General features: G+C 28.9%; 1 pseudogene. It reads right to left on the bottom strand.

Going from position 1 to position 377, the window contains the following annotated elements:
- Positions 1–97: 97 nt before the first annotated feature.
- Positions 98–184 (bottom strand): annotated as a pseudogene (locus tag ACJDU8_RS25730) (4Fe-4S binding protein); the annotation flags it as partial.
- Between the last annotated feature and the right edge of the window lie 193 nt (positions 185–377).

Below are 377 nucleotides of genomic sequence, written 5' to 3'. Positions count from 1 at the left end.
TTTGCATTAAAATATTAAATCCCTCGTATTTATCATTTTTGCTAAAATACAACTTTTTCATTATACTTTAAATATTATCTATAATGTTCAGTTGTAATCCACACCAAAATCCCCCCCTAAATATAGATACAATTATAGGAGCTACCATACAAACAATTGCTACTATTGCAAATCTCAAATCAAACTGCAATATTGTTTTATGTTGCTAGGGCTACGTATAAGATAGCCCTGGTAAAAGGGATGTCACCACATAGCCATCAAGCTAAGGAAAAAAATAGTACAATAAATAATAGAAATCTGTTTTTTATAAGGAGGGCTAAAAAATAGCAAAAGAAAAATTAATAACACAAAATGGAATCAAGGAATTATCAAACCAT

It is taken from the genome of Candidatus Clostridium eludens, from assembly GCF_045310515.1.
Classification (GTDB): Bacteria; Bacillota; Clostridia; order Clostridiales; family Clostridiaceae; genus Clostridium_B; species Clostridium_B eludens.
The sequence above is the reverse complement of the archived record's forward strand: the minus strand, read 5'-3'. Positions and strand labels throughout refer to the sequence as shown.